General features: G+C 42.7%; 19 protein-coding genes. 10 read left to right on the forward strand and 9 right to left on the reverse strand.

Going from position 1 to position 20,973, the window contains the following annotated elements:
• Positions 1 to 139: 139 nt before the first annotated feature.
• The 3 genes from SWP_RS17935 (at position 140) to SWP_RS17940 (ending at position 2,153) form a co-directional block, all read left to right on the forward strand.
• On the forward strand, positions 140 to 988 hold the full coding sequence (locus SWP_RS17935) for an MFS transporter (protein WP_020914028.1): 849 nt from the start codon (positions 140 to 142) through the stop codon (positions 986 to 988).
• Entirely contained in the window at positions 972 to 1,379 is a 408-nt protein-coding gene (locus SWP_RS24540; RefSeq protein WP_020914029.1) for an MFS transporter, read from the forward strand. The genes SWP_RS17935 and SWP_RS24540 overlap by 17 nt, the downstream gene beginning before the upstream one ends.
• Before the next feature lie 255 nt (positions 1,380 to 1,634).
• Positions 1,635 to 2,153, forward strand: a complete 519-nt coding sequence (locus tag SWP_RS17940) for a hypothetical protein (RefSeq protein WP_020914031.1) — start codon at positions 1,635 to 1,637, stop codon at positions 2,151 to 2,153.
• Positions 2,154 to 2,211: 58 nt separating this feature from the next.
• Here SWP_RS17940 and SWP_RS17945 read toward each other — a convergent pair whose 3' ends face one another.
• The 4 genes from SWP_RS17945 to SWP_RS17960 all read right to left on the reverse strand — a co-directional run bounded on the left by SWP_RS17945 (position 2,212) and on the right by SWP_RS17960 (position 9,287).
• Entirely contained in the window at positions 2,212 to 2,823 is a 612-nt protein-coding gene (locus tag SWP_RS17945; RefSeq protein ID WP_020914032.1) for an energy transducer TonB, read from the reverse strand.
• A gap of 243 nt (positions 2,824 to 3,066) precedes the next feature.
• Positions 3,067 to 5,904 carry a TonB-dependent receptor domain-containing protein gene (locus SWP_RS17950; protein ID WP_020914033.1) on the reverse strand — a complete coding sequence of 946 codons (2,838 nt, stop codon included), beginning with the start codon at positions 5,902 to 5,904 and terminating at the stop codon, positions 3,067 to 3,069.
• A gap of 778 nt (positions 5,905 to 6,682) precedes the next feature.
• Positions 6,683 to 8,065 (reverse strand): Na+/H+ antiporter NhaC family protein, encoded by a 1,383-nt coding sequence (locus SWP_RS17955; RefSeq protein WP_020914034.1) that lies wholly within the window; start codon positions 8,063 to 8,065, stop codon positions 6,683 to 6,685.
• A 292-nt stretch (positions 8,066 to 8,357) separates the two neighbouring features.
• A complete protein-coding gene (locus SWP_RS17960) occupies positions 8,358 to 9,287 on the reverse strand; it encodes a hypothetical protein (RefSeq protein WP_020914035.1) in 930 nt (309 codons plus the stop codon).
• A 218-nt stretch (positions 9,288 to 9,505) separates the two neighbouring features.
• Here SWP_RS17960 and SWP_RS17965 point away from each other — a divergent pair, with 218 nt between their 5' ends.
• Both SWP_RS17965 and SWP_RS17970 read left to right on the forward strand, forming a co-directional pair.
• Positions 9,506 to 10,600 carry a permease gene (locus SWP_RS17965; protein ID WP_044556068.1) on the forward strand — a complete coding sequence of 365 codons (1,095 nt, stop codon included), beginning with the start codon at positions 9,506 to 9,508 and terminating at the stop codon, positions 10,598 to 10,600.
• Between the two features lie 126 nt (positions 10,601 to 10,726).
• Complete coding sequence (locus tag SWP_RS17970; RefSeq protein WP_044556069.1) at positions 10,727 to 10,969, forward strand: ribosome alternative rescue factor ArfA; 243 nt, start codon at positions 10,727 to 10,729, stop codon at positions 10,967 to 10,969.
• A 136-nt stretch (positions 10,970 to 11,105) separates the two neighbouring features.
• Here the strand turns inward: SWP_RS17970 and SWP_RS24245 are convergent, their stop codons facing one another.
• Positions 11,106 to 11,306, reverse strand: a complete 201-nt coding sequence (locus SWP_RS24245; RefSeq protein ID WP_187148570.1) for a hypothetical protein — start codon at positions 11,304 to 11,306, stop codon at positions 11,106 to 11,108.
• A 52-nt stretch (positions 11,307 to 11,358) separates the two neighbouring features.
• On the opposite strand from SWP_RS24245, the gene SWP_RS17975 reads away from it, so the two are divergent.
• Positions 11,359 to 12,279 carry a DMT family transporter gene (locus tag SWP_RS17975; RefSeq protein ID WP_020914039.1) on the forward strand — a complete coding sequence of 307 codons (921 nt, stop codon included), beginning with the start codon at positions 11,359 to 11,361 and terminating at the stop codon, positions 12,277 to 12,279.
• A 76-nt stretch (positions 12,280 to 12,355) separates the two neighbouring features.
• Here the strand turns inward: SWP_RS17975 and SWP_RS24775 are convergent, their stop codons facing one another.
• Both SWP_RS24775 and SWP_RS17985 read right to left on the reverse strand, forming a co-directional pair.
• Positions 12,356 to 13,111 (reverse strand): DUF3465 domain-containing protein, encoded by a 756-nt coding sequence (locus tag SWP_RS24775; protein ID WP_020914040.1) that lies wholly within the window; start codon positions 13,109 to 13,111, stop codon positions 12,356 to 12,358.
• The gene (locus SWP_RS17985; RefSeq protein ID WP_020914041.1) at positions 13,108 to 13,992 is read right to left on the reverse strand and encodes a 3'-5' exonuclease; all 885 of its coding nucleotides are present in this window, start codon (positions 13,990 to 13,992) and stop codon (positions 13,108 to 13,110) included. The genes SWP_RS24775 and SWP_RS17985 overlap by 4 nt, the downstream gene beginning before the upstream one ends.
• A 145-nt stretch (positions 13,993 to 14,137) precedes the next feature.
• Between SWP_RS17985 and SWP_RS17990 the strand changes: the two genes are divergently transcribed.
• Positions 14,138 to 15,796: an amidohydrolase gene (locus SWP_RS17990; protein ID WP_044556070.1), complete on the forward strand. Its 1,659-nt coding sequence runs from the start codon at positions 14,138 to 14,140 to the stop codon at positions 15,794 to 15,796.
• 238 nt (positions 15,797 to 16,034) lie between these two features.
• Complete coding sequence (locus SWP_RS17995) at positions 16,035 to 16,550, forward strand: hypothetical protein (RefSeq protein WP_044556071.1); 516 nt, start codon at positions 16,035 to 16,037, stop codon at positions 16,548 to 16,550.
• Positions 16,551 to 16,655: 105 nt separating this feature from the next.
• Here the strand turns inward: SWP_RS17995 and SWP_RS18000 are convergent, their stop codons facing one another.
• Together SWP_RS18000 and SWP_RS18005 are read right to left on the reverse strand one after the other, a co-directional pair.
• Positions 16,656 to 17,516: a pirin family protein gene (locus SWP_RS18000; RefSeq protein WP_020914044.1), complete on the reverse strand. Its 861-nt coding sequence runs from the start codon at positions 17,514 to 17,516 to the stop codon at positions 16,656 to 16,658.
• A gap of 91 nt (positions 17,517 to 17,607) precedes the next feature.
• On the reverse strand, positions 17,608 to 18,945 hold the full coding sequence (locus tag SWP_RS18005; protein ID WP_079891963.1) for a BamA/TamA family outer membrane protein: 1,338 nt from the start codon (positions 18,943 to 18,945) through the stop codon (positions 17,608 to 17,610).
• A gap of 146 nt (positions 18,946 to 19,091) precedes the next feature.
• Between SWP_RS18005 and SWP_RS18010 the strand changes: the two genes are divergently transcribed.
• A complete protein-coding gene (locus tag SWP_RS18010) occupies positions 19,092 to 19,496 on the forward strand; it encodes a hypothetical protein (RefSeq protein ID WP_044556072.1) in 405 nt (134 codons plus the stop codon).
• A 183-nt stretch (positions 19,497 to 19,679) separates the two neighbouring features.
• The gene (locus SWP_RS18015) at positions 19,680 to 20,966 is read left to right on the forward strand and encodes an MATE family efflux transporter (protein ID WP_044556073.1); all 1,287 of its coding nucleotides are present in this window, start codon (positions 19,680 to 19,682) and stop codon (positions 20,964 to 20,966) included.
• Positions 20,967 to 20,973 lie beyond the last annotated feature (7 nt).

Consider the following 20,973-nt stretch of genomic DNA (forward strand, 5'->3'; position numbering starts at 1 on the left):
AACGCATTAATTTGTTGCAACTACCTTGGCCGTTTTTAGATATAAAATGTCACTATATCTCAATACAGCAAGAAAAATGAAGCGTAATCTAACCCACTTTCACTGCCAAGCAGTCATTCTTTTGCTCAAGGAACTCATCATGGCAAAACCACTATCTTCTCGTCTTACTGGCGGCACTTTTTTGATGTTAGGTGTGTTACTTATTTCGCTTAGCCTTAGAAGCCCGATTACAGGTATCGGCCCACTGCTTGATTTGATTCGATTAGAACTAAATTTATCGGCGACCCAGGCTGGAATGCTGACCACACTGCCTTTACTCGCATTTGCATTTTTCTCTCCTATTGCTTCCAGGATTGGTCGTAAGCAAGGACTAGAACAAGCGTTAATGCTATCGCTGATATTAGTGACCATAGGCTTAGTCATTCGATCTATTGGTAACTCAGTTGGATTATTTTCTGGAACCGTCATTATTGGAGCCGGCATTGCTATTGCCAATGTATTGCTACCGAGCTTAATGAAGCGTGACTTCCCAACCAAGATCGCCACGATGACTTCTATTTATGTACTAATGATGGGGGCTGGTTCAGCGCTAAGTGCTAGTTTAGCCATTCCATTAACAGATCTAGCATCAAGACTGTCAATTAGTGCCGTGCCTAGCTGGGCGTTCTCATTAGCTAGCCTAATTATATTCCCCGTAATTGCTATGTTCGTTTGGTTACCACAACTGCGCAGTCATTCAGCACCTAGCAAAAACTCCACAGAGCCTGATAGCCATAGTTATCTATGGCGAAATGTCGATGCTTGGAGTATCACCTTGTTTTTAGCCCTGAACTCATTTTTGATGTATATCTTTATCAGTTGGCTACCAACTATATTGGTTGAGCTCGGCTACAGTCATCATCAAGCGGGCGTCATTCACGGTGTGCTACAACTGCTTCACGGCCGTACCTGCGATTATACTTATTCCTCTAATGGCAAAGATCAGTGATAAACGCTTACTGAGCTTTAGCTTAACCATCATGGCATTTTTGGGGATCCTAGGCCTTATTTATGTACCGAACCACGCCATGGTATGGGGAATGTTATTTGGTTTTGGGGCTGGAGGCGGTTTTATTGTTGCATTAGCACTGATAAGTTTACGCACTCAATCAGCACATCAAGCTGCCACATTGTCGGGAATGGCACAGTTTCTAGGTTACCTTTTGGCCGCGACAGGACCAATTATTATGGGCGCAATTCACGAACATTCGGGCAGCTGGCAACAACCACTTCAGCTTTGTGCATTGCTCGCGCTAGTTTGGAGCACATTTGCAGTGCTTGCATCCAAAAATCAATTGATTTATTCAAGTGCACAACCAATGTCCCCCCAAGTCATTTAATTTACTTTCAAGCAGAATTTATTCCATGGGCTCATATTGAATAGTCATGGGGATTAAGTGATTGGGGTTGGAGGTAGCATAACAACTAATATATTGATTTAGAGCTAGTTTAGGCTAGTCCTTGATTCATATGAAACACAATAAGCTTATGTTGACTCTAACCTTAGTGATTGCTATTTTAGCACTGCGCAAAATTAACAACTTAGTTTAACTAAGACTATGTCATGGATTGAAGCCTCATTAACGGATTAAAAAATGAAAAAAGTACTCCTATGTGCAGCAGTATTAAGCCTTGCTGCCTGTAAAAGCACCGACATTCGTAACATCACCAGTTCTGTTTCAGATATCGCAGCCATAAGCTCTGCAAATTCAAGCACAACGACAACCACTCCAGCCTATGAACATAGCCCTGTTCAATATGCTAATGAATCCGAAGATATCAGCGTCCATCGCACAGGCAAAACAAGTAAGGATTACGGAGTTATCCGCTCCATTACAGCAGAGAAAAACCCTAAAGGAATGACGATGGTGCGTTTCGTTGCCTTCCATCTCGATAGCGGTGCGGCATTGGAGAGCAACCAATATCTATATTCAATGGATGAAAATGGGTGGATGAATAAGAAGTCAATTCTAACATTAGACACCAGAACTAAGATGCTTAATAGCGGCCAATATTACCTAAAGGCCAAGGCTAAAAGTGGTGATTTTTATACCACTGGTATGGTGCAATTAGCATCTGGCGTTACCAATGTAGTGACTATTGATCTGCAGTAGACTCTGCTAGGTTAAACGACTCGGCATCAACTTCTTACTGATGATGCCGAGTTAATAGCTACTGCGCTTTTTCCAAGGTAAAGTCTAGCCTTACCTGCTGCTTTTGCTGAACAACAGGATTCCCCTCCACCACTTTCGGTTTATACTTCCAACCTTTAATAGCCCGCACGGCAGACTTGTTGAATACTCGTTTAGGCTTGGCATCAACCACACTTACATTCGTTACACTACCAAGAGTACTAATATCAAACTCAAGGACTACATAGCCCTCTTTGCCATCTCGTGCAGCCCCGATAGGGTATTGCGGCGTCACCTGCACTACCGGTAGCGCATCCTGATTAACAGGACCTTGACTATACTGCTCTATAACTTGTGGCATGACAGGTGGAGTAATCTCAGCAATCGGCGTGACATCACCATCACCACCGTTAGGGATAGTAATGACAGGAGGCTTTGTCACAACTGGCTTAGGTTTGATCCTGACAATTTTTTTAGGGGGCAGTGGCTCTGGAATATCAGCGGTAATTTGAAAAGAGGGAGTGACGGTTGCAGTGCCGCTAGAGACTTGGTCGGTTTTGACTAGTTGCGCCATAAAAATGAACAAACCCAATGTAACTAGGGCTCCAGTTAGCATAATACTTGTACGGCTAAACAGGCTATTTTGACTCATAGATTATCCTTTCTTGAGTGGGTGCCCCTTTATACCTAGCAGCAAATTGAGGATTAGCCAAACACTTTGTTACATTTAGGCAAAAAATAAACCGATAGCAACAAAACCAAAACGCGATGACAACAAGGGCGCAACAAACCTTGATTTTTATTACCTCCTTTTAGATATAAAAAAACCAGTAGTTATTCACTACTGGCTTTTACCTAGTACCTATCTAAAAAGTAGAGTTATATACTTTTACGACTATATCTTATAGTTGGCACCCAAGAAGAATGCACGACCAGTTGTGTCATAATAGCCGGCACCGTCATAAACATATGGGTTACGTGGAGGTGCTAAATCGAACGCATTCTTCACACCAAAGCGTACAGAAAGTGAATCGGTGAACGCATACGACCCAGTGAAGTCCCAAACTGTAGACGATGGGATATCGTTGTAGTTATTGTTCTCTGGCTTCCAATCATTGCTAGCAACTGACGCATGACGGTAGTTAGCTCTTGCTTCTAGGTTAAGTGCATCTAGATTCCAACCTAAGCTAAACATCGCTTTCCAACGTGGATCAGTGTATTCACCAACGTCAACCTGTAGATCTTCAGCAAAACCTGTTGGGTTTGTTTCCCACTGCTCCAAGTATGTCGCAATAACGTGTACTTTAAAGTCGCCAAAACCATCAGTAGGAATATCGTACTGACTCTCAATATCAACACCTTTAACATCAAACGTCGCAGAGTTTACAGGACTCTGAACGAAATCAACGATGTCACCAGTAGCAGCATCACGAGTAAAACGACCACAATAAACATTATCTAACGACTCAGAGTCGTAGCAATAACGAACTGCTGTAGCAACGTCGATATATTCAATTGCATCTGTAATTTCAAATGACCAGTAATCGACAGTAATAGAGAAGCCTTCTAGGTAGCTCGGAGAATAAACAGCACCTAACGTGTAATCGTGTGAGGTTTCAGCTTTTAGATCTGGATTACCAGCATTGCTTCCTGCATGGTTACTTAAGTACCAAGCATCAGTAGGATTCCAACCTTCTGGTAGACCACTAGCCTGACAGTTTGCTTTACGATTATCATTTGGACCTAACTCAACATTAATTTTGTCACAAACGTCAGTGAAGCTTTCAAATGTTTGTCCAGCAGGGCTAAAGAGTTCGCCAATGTTTGGTGCTCGTACAGATTTTGACTTAGTTGCACGAATACGAAGATCTTCAATTGGCGCCCAGTTTAAACCAATCTTCCATGCATCGTCTGTTCCTGCAGTACTGTAATCCATCCAACGGTATGCAAGGTCAAGACCTAAATCGTGCGCTAGGAACATATCTGACAATAGTGGGATACTAAATTCAGCAGCAAACTCTGTTACATCATACTCGCCCTTCATAGGGTTAGCAGTGTTACCAAAGATAGTGCCATCTATTAGTTCTTGATCTGGGTTTGTTTCTGACTCTTCCTTACGGTAATCAGCACTAAATGCAGCGCTAACGTAACCAGCAGGTAGATCAAATAGTGCGCCACTCACAACTAAACCAGCAGTTGTCTGCGTAGTTTTAGCAGTTTGACCAGCACTGGTGCTTACCCAGTCAATTGATTCTTGACTCGCTTGATTTTCACCAAAAAGGTTTAAAGGAACACAACCCGCAGCACGAGCATCTGCATCACGACAAACTATACTTCCGTCTGCAGCAAAAACAGCATCTTTAGCTTGGTCATAACGATCACCCCAAATCTCTCCACCCCATACAGTGGTTTCATCTAACTGGCCACGTTGAGCATGGAAAGAGTAATCCCAATCATCGCTAATAATACCTTCTATACCGATGAGGAATCGCATTGTTTCACGATCTTGATTATAAGTTCGATTACCAAACTCAGTGTCCATACGGTAAAAATTAAACCCTGTCATTCCAGTGTCAGTCATCAGCTGACGTGTATCATCTGGAAGAAATGCGTTATCTGCTGATATAGGATTATTGGTATGGAATACTGGTGAACTTTCACCGTTTGACTGGTAATCAACATAAGTAATTTCGGTGAAGATTTTATGATCGTCGTTAATTTCGTAATCAGTATTTAAGGTAAATACCATACGCTCTAGCGGCGTACGTATTAAGCCATAATTAACAGGATCATAACCTTCACAGCTTGGTCCACAATAATTACCGTTGTTACCAGGACCTTCGATTAAGCCTTCACCATAATCAAATACCTTCATATTGCCATCGTTGTCAAAAGTGTATTGACCACCGTCTTTAGCAAAAAATGTACCTGCTTCATTAATCCAAGACAGCGGCTTACGACCAAAATAAGGAATTCGAGCAGGAGCACCATCGGACGTATCAGGATTATAAATACTAGTAACAGGGTTATCTAAAAAGTCTCTATCTGTAGGGCGAAGTTCTTTCTGCTCAGCATAAGTAAAGTTAAATACTGTAGAAAGTTTGTCATCTAAGAAGTCACCACCTGCCGTTAAAGAGAACTGGCTTTCTTCACCGCCACTTTGCTCTGGCTGAATGTAAGAAGCATCTAGTTCCACACCATCAACATCTGTGCGAGTGATAATGTTAATCACACCAGCGATAGCATCTGAACCATAAACAGCAGAGGCACCGCCAGTAATAACTTCAATTCTAGCTACCATTGCAGTGGGTATTGTATTCAAATCGACCGCAGAATTACCATTTGAACCAGCAACAAAACGGCGACCGTTAACTAATACAAGAGTACGGTCACTACCTAAACCACGGAGGTTAGTTTGGTTAAGTCCGTTTGCAAAAATAGTATTATTCGATGTTTCAGGTGAGATACCAACAGTTGAAGAAGGAAGTTTATTAAGGATATCAGCAACGTTAGTAATACCCATGTCCATCATATCGGCACCAGTAATAACTGTTACTGGCGTTGGCGAGAGCTCGCCGATACGCTTAATTTTAGATCCTGTTACTTCAATTCTTTCAATACCACTATCTTCTTCCTCTGCAGCATAAGCACCAGTACTTGCCATTAATGCTGCGCTAGTAGTTGCAAGTAATGCAACCCTTACCGCTTTAGTCAAACTGCTAATTGATGTCATCTTTATCATTCCCTTTGTTGATTATGCACCCAGTTTGTTAACTTCTACCGAGTTTTATATTTTTACTGTGAATAAAACTAATAAACACAACAACCAAAACTACATGCGTAATACATTTAGTCAACAATAAGCACTCAATTTCCACGTTAAACGTGAAAATAGTTTCAATAATTACAGGCAGTTAACACGAGAGTAACAACAAGAGTACAAGTGAAACCATTTGTAACGCCCTTATCTATTTGCTCAACCAAAGGAGCTCATTCATTTGGTTAATCAGCTTGGTGGAAATTCATACGAGTATTGCAGAAATTAGTATTCTCAAAGAAAAGACTGTCAATTGAGGCACTATTTAAAGCCTTACAAATAGAGAGTAAGTTCCGTGCTAAATAAAAATCTTATCGCAATAAGGTCGAAGTTATGACCATTTATACCTACCAAGAAAACTCGAGTTTTAACGAGAGTTTTAACGAAAGTTTTAACGAAAGTTTAACGAGAGTTTTAACGAGAGTTTTAATGAGAGTTTTAACGAGAGACATTAATAAAATAGTAAGTTTGAGGCACTTATTTATTTTCAGCTACTGTACATTAATAATTAAAATACAAGACATAAATAAGCGCTTTCAATGTCATAAGTTTAAAAATAGCTTAACGGCAATTACCATAGAGTCCACAAGTAAAGGATTAATCACTTACAACAATACGAAAACGAAAAACATGTATCAAAAAAAGCCACATTTTTGTATGCGGCTTTTTCTTGTTGTACCACAATAGTAAAAATTCACGCTAGCAGAAGAAAGCCTACAAAGGTGAGCGCTGCAGCAATGAGTGCATAGGGTAATTGGGTCACCGCGTGACTAACTAGGTTACAGCCCGAACCTTGCGCGGCCAGTACCGTCGAATCGGAGTAGAAGCAAGCTTGACTACCAAATGATGACGCAGATAAAAGCGCGCCAATCACGAGTGGAATATTGGCATCAACCGCTTGGGCTAATGGCATCACAATCGGGATTGAAACCGCAAAGATCCCCCAACTCGATCCTGTTGCAAAAGCCAAAACCGACATGGTTAAAAATACCACTGCGGGTAAAAGAACAGGCGTCATATAAGGACTTAAACTGCCTATAACAAACTCAGGTAACATTAGTTTGTCGCACACATCCTTAAAGATGAATGCTGCTATTACCGTCCCAATCGCTGGCAACATGTTCTTAAAGCCATCAATCATCTGCTCCATCATCTCTGATAATGGCATCAATTTCTGCACCCCGTAATAGGGCAGAGTAACCGCTAACGTCGCTATCAACCCTTTTAGTACGTCGATATCAAAATAAACGGTAAAACCAACCAATAAGAAAATGGGCACGAAAAAGTTGTGTAGCTTTCCACCGTCATCTGCATGCTTAAATTCATCTTCAATCGCCCTAAGCGCATATTCATCTGAAGTTTGCACCTCATCTAAATCCATCTGCTTTATGGCTGGTTTACCTTGCAGCGCGGCAAGTTGTGCCTTTTTCATCGGCCCAAATGCAGGAATAATTCCCATAATCACCAGTAAAACTATCGCTACGGCTAACCACGCATAGAGCATATAGGGGATCGCTTGCATGTAAACAACAATCCCTTGCCCTTCATTTGCGATTCCGTTATCAACTAAGAGACCACCAAAAAAAACCGCCCAAGTAGAAAGTGGCACGAGTACGCAAACGGGGGCAGCCGTTGAGTCAACAACATAGGCAAGCATCTCGCGAGAAACCTTAAACTTATCGGTAACGCGCTTCATGGTTGATCCAACCGTTAACGCATTAAGGTAATCATCGATAAAGATAACCATCCCGAGAATGAAGGTCATGAACAGTGAAGACTTCTGTCCTTTAGCTAACTTAAGAGCATGACGACCAAACGCCATCGAACCGCCTGTTTTTACCAGCAGCGCAATCAAAGCACCAAAACCACCACAGACCAAAATTAGCCAGCCTATAGTCTCATCAGCCATGACAGACAAAGATGTATCGGCAAAATTAGTCAACAGATTCGCGCTGTCATACATCGCGAGGCCAACTAAAGCACCAATAATTAAAGAAAGGATTGGACGGCGTAGCACAATCGCTAACACCAAAACCACCACAGGTGGGATAAGACTTAAGGCTGTCGGCTCAGACATGCGCTAAGGTCCTTATAATAAAGTGCCAAAAAGGCAAGATTATTCACCAAACTCAGACACTTACTTGTCGAGCTCAATTGCTGCTTTCCTTTGTGTGCACCTGCCGATACGGTGGATTTTACGGGCCTTTTATCTAGCCCAAGGAAAAACATCGCGCAGAAAATAATCCCCAATCGCTTTTGAGTCAATCAATATTATAAATATCGCAAATACTTTTTTGTACATAGTAGTAAACTTATGGCTCAAGCATATGAAACAACACAATAAGCAGCCTATTGATTAACAACTATTGCTATTCAGTTTCATCCGCCTTAGAGATAAACAGTCGATTAATGTCGTTGCTCCATAACTGGATAATTTTGCGGCTTTTACTTTTGTTCCAAAAACACTTTCCGAACAATATGATCCCCGCACCTTCAAAGTCGCGACGTGATTGTAGATCGAAACGAGAGGCTAACGAGCTCGAAAACATTTCGATTGGGATCCCGACATCTTTGGTCTCTGCAGGATTTAACCACAAGCGCTCTTTATCGGTATGGGATATCGTGCCCCAATACATTCGTGGCGCACCGTTTTCAGTAGGCTCTGCATCAGCGAAATTGACAAACAAGTTCTTTGCTCGCCAGCGATACTTTTCATCGGTGTATACCCACAGTTCTGAGCTTGCTAAGTCACTACCTCGTAATAAACTATGTAGCACTTTTTCCAACCCCTGAGTCGCAACGCGCTTTTCAGGCTGATTTTTTTTAACATCACTTGTTACTTTTAAATCGGAAGAAACCTTAAACGGAAGTGCCGTATCCTCTCCCTCAAGCACACTTTTATCTGGCTTAGCTTTTACAGCAGTATTGGCAATAGACGTTGCTTCTTCTAGTATCTTTTTCTGAGTTTTAACCTTAGAAACTTTTGCTGCGCGGTTAAAATCGATAATCATTGCATCACTATCAACCACTAGCTGATTCACTTCAATGGCGTGTAGCTCCTCACGAGCCTTAGCTGCAGATGGTTTAAACTCGACGCAATCACTTTGATGATAGCGGGAACCAAAACAGGCAGCTTTACCGTCTTTTGAGGCTTTACGATAATAAGCCTTACCTGCACAGGCTGGACAAACAAGAGCTTGACGATACTTTTCAATGTCGTCATCTGATAATTTTTGAAACTTGAACACTGAAAAAGTTATCGGCTCAGCTTCATCAAATTTGCAAATAGCATCTAACATATTTATTCCTTTAAGCTCTTGAAAAGCCTTAACCTATCATAGTCGCTTACTTCATTTATTAGCCAGAAGTTTTAACACTACCGAAGAAATTCAACATATAACTTCGACAAGTATCGAAATAATTGTTGATTTATTTTTGAATAAGTCTATTATCTGTCCATCTCAATTATTTCGGTAATTCCAGAAATAACAAAACAATCATCAATTAGGTCATTATTATGAGCCCTGAAATCATCAACATGGCAAAAGAAACAGCCAATATGTTTCTGTTTCTAGCTGCAGAGTTAACCATACTGTTTCTTGCAATTAGTTACATCGTCGGAATATTGCAAGAGTATATTCCGCCGGAAAAGATCCAATCAATCTTGAGCTCGAAGAAAGGAAAAGGCTATATCATTGCCGCGCTATTGGGGTCAATAACGCCTTTTTGCTCATGCTCAACGATTCCTTTCTTGAAAGGGTTACTTAGAGCAAAAGCTGGTTTTGGGCCTATGATGGTGTTCTTGTTCTCAAGCCCATTATTGAACCCAATCATTATTGGACTGTTTGTCGTGACATTTGGCTTTAAAGTCGCGGTGTTCTATTTCTTAGTCGCTATGGTCGTTTCGGTGACAGCAGGCTATGTGCTTGAGAAGCTAGGGTTTGAACGTTACGTGAAACCTGAAGCTTATGAAGCGGTAACAGCCTCAAGCTGCGGTACGAGTTGTGGTGATACAGCGCCTAAAAGTGCGCCAGTTAAAGCAGAAGTGACATCTTGCTGCAGTGAATCAGCCCCTACTCCTGCCGCTCCAGTACTTGCAACAGCATCATGCGGCAGCGCTCAAGTAGCAAGTTCATGCAGCTCTCCAACAAGTACTACGCAAAACAGTTGTGGCGATAATAAGGCTAAAGTAACTAAAGACAACCGCTGGATGCGTGTTTGGCGCTCAACATGGAAAGATTTTAAGCAGGTTTTACCTTACTTAATGGTCGGTATTTTACTTGGGTCATTCATCTACGGTTTTATGCCTACTGAGCTTATTGCAAAGTATGCAGGTGAAGGTATGTGGTATGCCATTCCTATTGCTGCAGTCATTGGTATTCCCCTCTATATTCGTGCAGAGGCGGTCATTCCATTAAGCTCAGCATTAGTCGCTAAAGGCATGGCACTTGGTTCAGTCATGGCGTTAATTATCGGTAGCGCCGGTGCCAGCCTTACCGAAGTGATTTTGCTTAAATCGATTTTTAAGAACCAAATGATAGCAGCGTTTTTAACTGTCATTCTCGGTATGGCGATAGGTGCTGGTTACCTTTATAGCTTCATCTTTGCTTAACACACAGCAAAACAATCACGTGCTAATACTCTTTGCAGCTGTAAAAAGTATTAGCACGTACAATTTTTAAGCGTATAATTGCTGACGAAAATAATACTAACCTCAAATTTAAACTGGAGTCACCAAATGGCAAAACATCGCCAATCACCACCGCAGATAGAGCACGAAAGTGGCCGCGGAGTTATTAAAGACAACGCATTAAAGGCTATCGTTACCAGTCCACTATTTAGGACGCGTACTGAAAAACCTAAAAAAGGTAAAGGGTCATACAACCGCAAACAAAAGGGGCAAAAGCTGAAGGGCTTAGCCCCTTTTGACTATCTAGCATTCGCGTTTTTTCATAACAAAGATAACGGCATAACCGCCTAGTATTTCCACCAAAAACTTCAGCATAAATTAAATTTACCTTTTACTGATTTAACTGTTGACTCAAGCGCACAACAATTAGACTATTGAGCCTTCGAGACATTAAATTCTATTGGTAACATGACACTTATATTCACCATTATTTATACGCAAATACATTGCCTGACACTGCGACTTCTCGCCAGTGTGATGTGGTTATGTCGTTGCGCGGTAAATTGGGAATATAACAATAGTTAGCCAGTAATTCTCGATTCCACACCGCAACAATCAGCAGCGCGGTGATGGACAACTCTCCTTTTCTCGCCTTGCCCTGCAGCGGTTTTAAACTAATCTGTATCATTAGCTATGATGTCACTATGTGTGACCTAGCTATAAACGCAAGGAGTGTTGAGATGTCAGCAACAGCATTACCCAAGATGGTTCCGGCGGCCTTTATGTCGGTGGTATTAATTTGGTCAACAACGCCACTAGGGATCGTATGGAGCAGTGAGTCAGTGCATCCAACAATGGCGGTTTTATTGCGTATGTTGATAGCCTTGTTACTGGGCTCGATAATCATCTTACTCATGCGTATTCGCTTACCGTGGAACCCCACTGCCAGAAAGCTATACACAGTCTCCTCAATAGGAATAGTAGGAGGCATGTTACTGAGTTACTTTGCCGCGCGTTACCTGCCTTCAGGCACCATGTCGTTGATTTTTGGCTTATCGCCCTTAATCTCAGGCTTACTCGCGCAGAAAATACTGAATGAACCTAAGTTTAGTCCAATGCGCTTCCTCGCTCTGGCAATTGCATTTACCGGTCTTGGCATCGTTTGCTCCGCTAAACTTTCACTAGCAAGTGATAGCTGGGTTGGCTTGCTACTGATTTTAACCGCGGTAAGTTTATTTAGTTTAAGCGGCGTATTGATAAAAACAGTGAAGATAAACATTCATCCGATAGCCAGTACCGTTGGGGCACTTATCTATTCGACACCGATGTTTGCTATTGCCTGGTTACTCTTTGATGGAACCGTGCCAGTGGATACTTGGCAGCCACGCTCATTAATGGCAATCGTTTACTTAGGTGTATTTGGCTCGTTAATTGGCTTTATTGCTTACTTCTATGTATTACAGCACCTCAACGCCAGCACTGTAGCATTAGTCACTCTCATTACCCCGGTGTTCGCGATGATACTAGGTGCACAACTTAATGGTGAGGCGATAACCCAAGCCTTGGCTATTGGCGCCAGCTTTGTGTTAACCGGGTTAGCACTGTTTCAGTTTGGTGATCAGTTACGCACTCGATTAATTAAGAACGCTAGCACTAAATAATACAGGTCAGAAGCAGCTGACAACAGTTAGTGCTCAATGCCGAATTAACTCGCCATTGAGCACTTTAAACAAACCGTTACTGATACGTTTTACCTTGGTGTTTTAGCCAACCACCAAGATGGCGACCATTAGGATCATAATGCGTCCAATGCACCACGCCGCCGCGATCGTTATGCTCATATTGGCCATAAAAGCTCACGGTATCCCCCTCTTTCAAACTATTAATCTTCGGGGCTAAATCGATATTATGAGCAATTAACAGAGTTTGTCCGTTATTGAGTTTAATAATAAACCGCTGATGGCGGCTGCCCTTATTATCATCGGCAAGTATTCTAGTGACCACACCGCTACTCTTTACCTGAATGCCACTTTGCTGTTGCTTAAACGCTTGGCTTATTGGCGAGTAATCAGCTGCAACAGCATTTGAAATAACCGGCAGTGCAGTATTTGCAGTCATTGGCGCTATGGTTTTGTTATAAACAAAACTGGCAATCGCCAATACCACCAGCATTATCGCAATACGATATAGCACGCCTTTAATTGGCTTTTGCGGCTTAACAGGTTTTATTGCTGCTTTACGTCGTTTATTGCCATCACTACCGCTTTCGCTCTCTCCAATACAAGCAGCAAATGCCCGTTGCTTGCCATCGGCTTGCACCTCTATTTGAAAGTCGACCACATCGCCTACCTGAGGACGTCTCCCCATAGGCTCAAGTGCAGACATATGCATAAATACATCTTGTGTTGCCTGCTCGCTGCCTTGCACCTCACACCTGATAAAACCATAGCCTTTACTGTCATTCCAGCGAACTATTTGTCCCTTCTTTATCACTCTTTCTCTTCTCCCAAAAAGCGTTGCTTGATTGTATTCGGCCAAAGCACTTTATAAGGCTCAAGTTGTGCAAACAATCCGTGGTATATATCTAATGCTACCAAGGCATCAGTAGCGGCATACAAAACTTGCTCATTCGATAAAGGCATGTCAAGTGGCAATGCCCAGTTCGATAACGTCACCCGTTTACTCTTAGGTAATTTAAGCGACAATACACTTGCCGCAATCTGTACTGTCCCCATCTGTTTCGCTGCGCCTAGCTGATTCATCAGCCAATTGAGATCTAACATTGGGCTTAGGACAATATTGAAATCACGCTTCATCGCGTTCACATCACTGCGAAGTCCAATGCCAAGCTTAAGAATATTCGATTGCTCAGACAGTACCTCTGCTAGCGCAGCTTTAAAGATAGATACATTCCTACCAACCATTCTAAACAAGTAACAGTGGCTCGCCGTCGCAATTTGAATCAAAGAGACGGGGTTGCTATTGCGACGACCTTTTTCAAAAGTTGCTGCAGTTTCAGTGTCAAACCCAATCCATTGCTGAGCGTTAATATCAGTTATCGCCGCCGCTAAGGTATCGCTGGTTACGATAGATATTTGCCGCTCGTTTCCATCAAGATGCTCAGCAATATTTTGCACTTTGTCGACACGATAGTCTGCAAGTGCTGCAACTTCCTTGTCACTCATGCGACTAATAAGGTGCGTTCGCAGCAGCAACCAATCAAACTTTTGCTGGTTTCTCTCATTCGTTATTGAACCGAAAAAAGCCTGCTCCGCCGCTTCCATCGCAGCAAAATAAGCCTCAGTTTCAGCCCCGAGCGCCCGCCTTATTTGTACTGATTTATCGGCCGCTAGGGCAAATTTATATAAACTCATACCAATTCCCAGCGCATTAATCTGCATAGTACCTTGCTATAGATTAACGAATCATAACGCGAAACAGCTACGTATTGCGTAAAAAACCGCAACTGTTAGTATCTAATACCAACAAAAATAACAGTAAACTAAGACAGTGAACGTCATGAAAAATATGCAGAAATGGATTTATCCCGCGCTATTCGCACTAAGTTGCAACGCCCATGCTCAAACGACTCTGATAAAAAATGTTAACGGCTACAGTATCAATAATGGCCAACTTAGTACTTTTGATGCGATAGAGTTCAAAGATGACAAAATAACCCGCCTCTACAACAAGCAGCAGCCCAGCATAAGCAGCGATATGCGAATTATTGATGCTGATGGTAAAACCATGCTACCAGGGCTAATTGATGCCCATGGCCATGTGCTTGGTTGGGGGCTCAATTTGATGCGCACTAATCTGCGCGGCAGCTTATCAGAAGCTGAAGCAGTTGAGCGTACCCGTCAGTTTCGCCAACAAAACCCAGAGCTTACTTGGGTACAAGGCCGAGGCTGGAACCAAGTTTTGTGGCAAAGCAAAACCTTCCCTACCGCTACAACACTGGATGAGCACTTTCCCGACACGCCTGTGTGGCTAAGGCGAGTTGATGGCCATGCAGGCTGGGCGAATAGTGCAGCAATGAAGTTAGCGGGGATTAATAAAGACAGCAAAGCGCCCGCTGGCGGAGAGATAATACGCAACGAAGCTGGAGAACCAAGCGGGGTGTTTATCGATAATGCGATGAGTTTGATAAGCCAAGCTATTCCGCCACTTAGTATCACCGAACAGGAAGCTGTATTAAAAACCGCGATGACTGATCTAGCGAGCCTAGGCTTAACCAGTGTTCACGATGCTGGCGTGGGCAGCAACACCATTATCGCCTATAAGAATTTAGCCAACAAAGATGAGATGCCAATTCGGGTATACGGCATGGTTGCAGCAGGAGATAGTCAATTTAATAAGCTAATGGCAAAAGGCCCATATCAGCATCAATCGCAAAAACTTGATTTTAGCAGCGTTAAGATCTCCGCTGATGGCGCCTTGGGCAGCCGAGGGGCTGCGTTAATAGAGGATTATTCAGATCTGCACGGCCATAAAGGGCTGCTATTGCATAGCAATAAACAGCTAAAGAGCTATATGCTAACCGCTATGCAGGCAGGGTTTCAGGTCAATACCCATGCTATTGGCGATCATGCCAATAAGTTAGTTTTAGACTCCTATGAGGCTCTAATTAAGCAAACCAATACTAAGGCTTTGCGTCATCGAGTAGAGCATGCACAAATCCTCCGCCTTGATGATATCCCACGCTTTGCCAAACTAGGGGTTGTAGCGTCTATGCAAGCGACCCATGCCACCAGCGATAAAAACATGGCAGAAGACCGAGTCGGTGCCGATCGTATTAAAGGCGCCTATGCTTGGCAAAAACTACTCAATGCTAATGCAGTCATTGCCGCAGGTTCAGATTTTCCTGTTGAATCAGCCAACCCTTTTTACGGTTTACATGCTTCAGTTACCCGGCAAGATCATGATAACCAACCAGATGAAGGCTGGTATACAGATGAGAGCATGACCATAGCTCAAGCGCTAACAAGCTTCACTACGGCAGCGGCTTTTTCAGCGCACCAAGAGCACCAAATAGGCAGCTTAGCTAAAGGAATGAAGGCCGATTTCATCTTCATTGATCGTGATATTGTCAAAACTGATGCCAGCCAAATCTGGCAAGCTAAGGTGCTACAAACATGGGTTGATGGACAGGTGGTATTTAATATCGAAGATAAGTAGCACAATAATCCAACAGTTAAATAATTTGCCATTTTACCGATACAAGCGAGCCCCTGAGCTCGCTTTTTTAACGTTAATAAAGCGCATGGTCCGCGACCAACAGCCATTACAATAGTTGCCGCCTTGCGCAACAAAGTGTTAACCTTTCACGCTAGAGCAAAAAAACACTAAGTTCTACTTAACTGAATATATTAATAAAAACTAAAAGCTGTCACGTTAAAGCAGGAAGATTTATAACATGGATAACGCCGCTTGGTACAAGAAGCCCGAGATGATCGTAGCGCTTTCTGCACTACTGATCAGCATAGTCACTACTGTGGTCGGGATCTATTCGGCTTATATCGATAGAGCTTATGCTCGCGCATCTGTTTGGCCTAGAGTTGAAATTGCTAGAAGTTTTGGCAAAACATTTTTTAACTATCAAATAGCCAATAATGGTACAGGTCCCGCTATCATCAAACATGCAGCAATTAGTTATAAATCTAAACCGATAAAAATATGGACAGACATTCCCGAACTACCGTATATAACTCAGTCACATCTCGGCAATAGAATTATGCCAGCAGAAAGCATTATTAAGCCCCTTACTTATGAAGGCGCTCAATACCAACAGTTCTTAGCAATTGATGACGATATTAAAATCAGTCTATGTTACTGCTCTATCTACGATGAGTGCTGGCTCGTTGACAGAGAAACAGCACCAAAATCAGTCAGCGAATGTGTGATTGAGGAACCTCTGCGCTTTAAACAATAACAACTTACTTGAAGCTGCTTGTCACAATCTGCATAAAGAGTTTAACGCTATAAAACCGAGTTCCATCACCTAAGAACTCGGAGACAACCTCGTAAAACCAACAGCTTAAGTTTCAAGATTCGTTTTCGGGATATTACCAAATCGACCACTTTGGTAATCATCAATAGCTTGACGGATCTCAGCTTGGCTATTCATCACAAATGGCCCCATATGCACAATCTCTTCTTTGATTGGCGTACCGGTCAAGAGCAACATTCCCGCCCCTGTATTGCTAGTAACTAAATTCACCGCTTTGCTTGAATCAAGAAGCAATAGTTGCTGCGCACTATAACGCTTACCTTGGGCGATGAGCTCTCCCGAGTAGAGGTAAATGCCAACAAAAGACTGCTTTAACGCTAACTCTGCACTACCGTTAGCCTCAATACTAATATCTGCTATTGCAGCACTACCAGCAAGCTCTTCAATCGGACCAGCTAAAGACTGTCCAGCAAACTGCCAGTTGCCAGCAAGCGCTCTTAACTGTGCTCCAGTTGTATTTTTGTACTCTGGGATCGGCGTAGTCGTCGTGTCTTGATAACGGGCAGGACGCATCTTTTCACTGGCAGGCATATTGAGCCAAATCTGAAAACCATGCAGCCCAGTATCAGTATCGGCTAACGGCATCTCAGAGTGAATGACTCCACTTCCAGTACTCATCCACTGCACATCGCCAGCCTGAATCGCTTTTACATTGCCAAGCTGATCTCTGTGCTCCATGCCACCTTTAAGAATGTAGGAGAAGGTTTCAATTCCGCGGTGGGGATGTGGAGGAAAGCCACCAATATAATCGGCTTCATCATCGGATTTAAGCTCATCGATCATTAAGAATGGATCAAAATGGCCGCGGCTAAAGTCAGCAAGCCGTGTAATATTCACTCCATCGCCATCTGTAGTTTGATGCGCTGGATATTGTTTAATTATATTCATCTGTTTCACCTAAAGAGTTTTCATTGCCTTTAAGTTAACAAACACAGATTAGAATGAATAACGCGAAATAGTGCAATATCCATTCGATTTATTAGAATGGATGATCAACCATAACCCAACCATTAGTGGCTTCATCTGAATGAGCGATATCAAAGCGAATAACTATCCCTGCGGTTAACGCTCTTAACGATAAGCCGTAATCCACTTTTAAATCAGACAGTAATGTACTGGCAGTATACTCTGGAGCCACTCTTCCCGCTTCAACAAACCCTACAACCTGGAACCAATCTAAGCGTAAAAACTTAAGCCAATTAATATCTTCGATAGGATTATATTTTAAGGTGTAGCGGTATTCCGCACTGGTATAAATGGCCGCTTTATCATGGAAGCGGTTTTGATCAAAACCGCGCATGCGGTAGAAACCACCCAAGGTCGCCCCTTCATTGTAAGGAGCATTGTTGGTAACTTGGCGTCCGCCTTGGTCATCGTACTCCAGCTCCCAAGAGGGTGAGTACCCAGTCCAGAAGTTAAGTGCAAGTATACGTTGGCTAGCATACTCTGACTCGCCAAACGAAAAATACTTACTCATATCAAGATTCATAAAGGTCCACTCATTGTCAGAGTCTAACCAAGCTGCATCATGTGAAACTGAGAAGTACTGGCTACTGCCTGTTGATGGGTTAACCGAAAAATCGGTATTGTCATACAAGATCCCAAGCTCGATAGCGTGGATAGTGCCATCAAGTTCGTCATCTGCAAACTCAAAACTTTGGTACCGATTAAACTGCCGTAGCACCACCACTGTTGCCCCACTTTCCAGCGGATTCCAACTATCACCACCGCTTGGTTCTGAAATAAGTAAGCCATTTTCAAGCTTATATTCCACCATACCTTTATCTTTTGTCGCCCCTATAGGCAAAGCGTATTCTAGCTTTATATCAAACCAATTAGAGGAACCATCCGCCTCTAAAAACTGCAAATTAGTGGAGTCATTGCTCCCCGGTAGCGGTGTACCTGCTGGGATAAACTCCCGCCCCGCTCCAGCGTATGCACGCTGATCCGGATAATAACCAAGAAAACCATAAGTACTTAAGAAGAACCGTTCGGTTTTCGGTAGTTTAAAATTCCAAACGCCTAACCCTGCCCCTCTACTTACATCACCACCAAATACGGTGCCACCAATCGTCATTTGGTCTTGGAAATAACCACTCAGCATGCCGCCCAGACCGATGTTAAGCCCCATAGAATCGGAATTAAAAAAATAGGGAAGTAGCAGTTTTTCCTTTACGTTGTCAGGGGTTTCAGCCCTATCTATTGAGGTTTTTACATTGGCAGCAGGTGCGGCCAACACGCTAACCGGTGTCATGATACCGAGACAAAGAGAAATACAACAAACAAGGCGAATATCCATATCTATTACTTTCATCATATTTCCTCTAAAGACGACTCCGCGATTGATATTTAAGCAAAGTTTTTCAGCTCTGCTCTATACTTATTGAAAATATATCAAATCCTACTTGAATACATTTCGCTTTTAACAGGTCTTTTACAATAAAACATAGCAGGATTAATAGTATGACTCGACAAATATTCATAACCGTAGCGTTAACATTTTCAACATTGGTATTTTCAAGTAACTCTTTTTCCGCAGACTCAACCGCCAAAGTCGGCCAGAGTGATGGCGAAATAGCCATGCTTAATGGAAAAGCAATGGCATGGGTAGCAGAAACGAAGCAGTGGCTTAGCATTGAAGATTTTTGGCAAAATTGGGCTGACGGCCGTGGTGGTATTACTTGGGGAAGTAGTAAAGACTATCCACCTTACGAACAGGTCAAAGAGCAGGATACCTTTCTAGTCGAAATCAATGGTGGCACTTGTTTAATGGAATTTTGGCATAACCGCTGGCGCCGTGCCAATGATGTCCGTCGCTGGGATGATGGCTTCAATGACTATTCGGCTTGCCCACATGTTTTCGACTAGCGATTGGACGGTGAAATAACAACGCCCTTGCTGGATGAACATTGCTTGAGTTAATTATTTAATCAGTAGTTTAAGGGCAGATCACACCTTTAAACGAAACTTCTGCTGCACTTATAATTGTCACGTAGTATTTCCCACTATCATCAATGTCTCATTGTCGTTACCAGCGGGCTATATTCATCTATGTCAGAAACTTCATTTGAGCGGGCAAAACGCTCTTTTATAGCGGCAATATGGGCCACGCTCGCCAGTATCTCCCTTGGGCTGGCGTTTAAAGTTTGGTTAGCACAGTGGGTCGCTAAGAGCGATCTTGCACTCTACCATACCGTTGTCGACATTATCTCACTCTCATTAATTCTATTAAGTGGCTTTCGAACCTCAATGGTGGTGAGCTTCTCGCAAACAAAAAATGCTCAAGACATTACTAATATATTCCGCTACTCGTTGATATTAATGGTGCTACTTACCTGGGGAATAGTTCTCCCCTATATCAAACATCAGCTCAAAATAGATGTTGAATACGTGCAGCTGGTCGGAATTATCCTTGGCATGGGCTTTAAGGTCTATTTCACCAATCAGATAGGCATGTACCGACTGTACCACATTGCTAATAAAGCAATATGGATAGAACCTATGGTGCAAATAGTCCTGTTCTTGTTCTGCTATTACTTACTGCAACAAAGTGCTGTTTCATCACTGTTCTTTAGCTTAATGCTTTCGAGCATCGCCGTTGCAGGCTACATGTTTATTCAGCGTCGTAAAGAGATTGCCACCACGCCACTTGCGCCTGTGCAACTAGACCCTGAAATGCGCAGCTTTGTGAAAAAAAGCATGTTGTCTTCACTCGAGGTTGGCGCAAGTATTCTAATGATTTATATCACCGTTTTACTCACCGTCGCTTACTTTACAGTTGATGAACTCGGTGACTTCCAAGTCGTTGTCAGACCCATGTTCACCTATATGACACTATTGTTTGTGTTCCCCGTCTATCGATATATTCTGCCGGAAATAGCCCAATGCTTACGGCAGGGTCAACATCAACAGATTGCACAAATGCGCCGCTGGTTTTATACGCTAGGTATAACTATTAGCACTGTATTTTTACTCGGTATGATTTTTTATAGCGAGGAGTTGGTCACGCTAATATTCCCAACAACTTATGCCACTGCAGCCCCGGTATTAATGCACTTTGCGCTATTCTTTGGCTTTATGATGCTTAACGCTTTTCAGGTGGCCTATATCAAAGCCCATGGCCACTTTTTACAAAGTTTATCGATTAGAGTGGCAGGGGTAGTGACGCTAATAACGATGTTTTATATTTTGCGAGTGTTCACTGATAACGTAGTTGCAGTAATACTTGCAATGGGCAGTGGCTACTTGATGATGTTTATCATCTCCAGCATCATTGAATACCGCCTTATCCAACAACATAAACAGGCAGGTACTGAGCTGGCTCAGAGTAATAACTAACTTTACT

This window comes from Shewanella piezotolerans WP3, assembly GCF_000014885.1.
Lineage (GTDB): Bacteria > Pseudomonadota > Gammaproteobacteria > Enterobacterales > Shewanellaceae > Shewanella > Shewanella piezotolerans.

What these genes read in the sequence shown, in the direction of transcription:
- SWP_RS17935 (WP_020914028.1), top strand. Translation starts at nt 140, where the DNA reads ATGGCAAAACCACTATCTTCTCGTCTTACTGGCGGCACTTTTTTGATG.
- SWP_RS24540 (WP_020914029.1), top strand. Translation starts at nt 972, where the DNA reads ATGGCAAAGATCAGTGATAAACGCTTACTGAGCTTTAGCTTAACCATC.
- SWP_RS17940 (WP_020914031.1), top strand. Translation starts at nt 1,635, where the DNA reads ATGAAAAAAGTACTCCTATGTGCAGCAGTATTAAGCCTTGCTGCCTGT.
- SWP_RS17945 (WP_020914032.1), bottom strand. Translation starts at nt 2,823, where the DNA reads ATGAGTCAAAATAGCCTGTTTAGCCGTACAAGTATTATGCTAACTGGA.
- SWP_RS17950 (WP_020914033.1), bottom strand. Translation starts at nt 5,904, where the DNA reads ATGACATCAATTAGCAGTTTGACTAAAGCGGTAAGGGTTGCATTACTT.
- SWP_RS17955 (WP_020914034.1), bottom strand. Translation starts at nt 8,065, where the DNA reads ATGTCTGAGCCGACAGCCTTAAGTCTTATCCCACCTGTGGTGGTTTTG.
- SWP_RS17960 (WP_020914035.1), bottom strand. Translation starts at nt 9,287, where the DNA reads ATGTTAGATGCTATTTGCAAATTTGATGAAGCTGAGCCGATAACTTTT.
- SWP_RS17965 (WP_044556068.1), top strand. Translation starts at nt 9,506, where the DNA reads ATGAGCCCTGAAATCATCAACATGGCAAAAGAAACAGCCAATATGTTT.
- SWP_RS17970 (WP_044556069.1), top strand. Translation starts at nt 10,727, where the DNA reads ATGGCAAAACATCGCCAATCACCACCGCAGATAGAGCACGAAAGTGGC.
- SWP_RS24245 (WP_187148570.1), bottom strand. Translation starts at nt 11,306, where the DNA reads ATGATACAGATTAGTTTAAAACCGCTGCAGGGCAAGGCGAGAAAAGGA.
- SWP_RS17975 (WP_020914039.1), top strand. Translation starts at nt 11,359, where the DNA reads ATGTCAGCAACAGCATTACCCAAGATGGTTCCGGCGGCCTTTATGTCG.
- SWP_RS17985 (WP_020914041.1), bottom strand. Translation starts at nt 13,992, where the DNA reads ATGAGTTTATATAAATTTGCCCTAGCGGCCGATAAATCAGTACAAATA.
- SWP_RS17990 (WP_044556070.1), top strand. Translation starts at nt 14,138, where the DNA reads ATGAAAAATATGCAGAAATGGATTTATCCCGCGCTATTCGCACTAAGT.
- SWP_RS17995 (WP_044556071.1), top strand. Translation starts at nt 16,035, where the DNA reads ATGGATAACGCCGCTTGGTACAAGAAGCCCGAGATGATCGTAGCGCTT.
- SWP_RS18000 (WP_020914044.1), bottom strand. Translation starts at nt 17,516, where the DNA reads ATGAATATAATTAAACAATATCCAGCGCATCAAACTACAGATGGCGAT.
- SWP_RS18005 (WP_079891963.1), bottom strand. Translation starts at nt 18,945, where the DNA reads ATGATGAAAGTAATAGATATGGATATTCGCCTTGTTTGTTGTATTTCT.
- SWP_RS18010 (WP_044556072.1), top strand. Translation starts at nt 19,092, where the DNA reads ATGACTCGACAAATATTCATAACCGTAGCGTTAACATTTTCAACATTG.
- SWP_RS18015 (WP_044556073.1), top strand. Translation starts at nt 19,680, where the DNA reads ATGTCAGAAACTTCATTTGAGCGGGCAAAACGCTCTTTTATAGCGGCA.